Origin of the sequence: Aestuariivita boseongensis (assembly GCF_001262635.1) — a bacterium.
Taxonomy (GTDB): Bacteria; Pseudomonadota; Alphaproteobacteria; order Rhodobacterales; family Rhodobacteraceae; genus Aestuariivita; species Aestuariivita boseongensis.
Genome location: NZ_JXYH01000132.1, coordinates 1 through 429, shown reverse-complemented (window position 1 = coordinate 429; position 429 = coordinate 1). Strand labels below are relative to the sequence as shown.

Here is a 429-nt window from a genome sequence, read left to right as displayed (position 1 = left end):
GTGGCGTTGTCATGGCAGTTTCCTTTGCGTGACATGCTTTGCTCCAGCCCTGCTTTTTCTAGCCTCTCCCGGTACTTTGGATATCGATAGTGCCAGCCTTGATCTGAATGCAGCATTGGCTTGCCGCCCTCAGGTAAGCCTTCAATAGCTTTTTCCAGCATCTCGCCCACCAAGGCATATTGGGGACGTATTGCCGTCTGATAGGCCACGATTTCTCCGTTGTACAAGTCCAAAACTGGGGACAAGTACAGCTTTTTGCCGGCCACTTTGAACTCGGTGACATCCGTCACCCATTTCTGATTCGGTTGCTCAGCCTCGAACTGACGAGCCAAGGTGTTGGGCGACACTTCGCCCATCGGCCCTTTATACGACCTGTATTTCTTAGGCCGCACCGTGCATTTCAGACCCAGCTCCCCCATCAGTCGTCGT

Annotated in this window: 1 protein-coding gene; it reads right to left on the bottom strand. The window is 53.1% G+C overall.

All coding sequences use genetic code 11. From position 1 onward, the window contains the following. On the bottom strand, positions 1-429 hold a 429-nt coding region (locus TR61_RS19485), incomplete at both ends, for an IS3 family transposase (protein WP_157441007.1).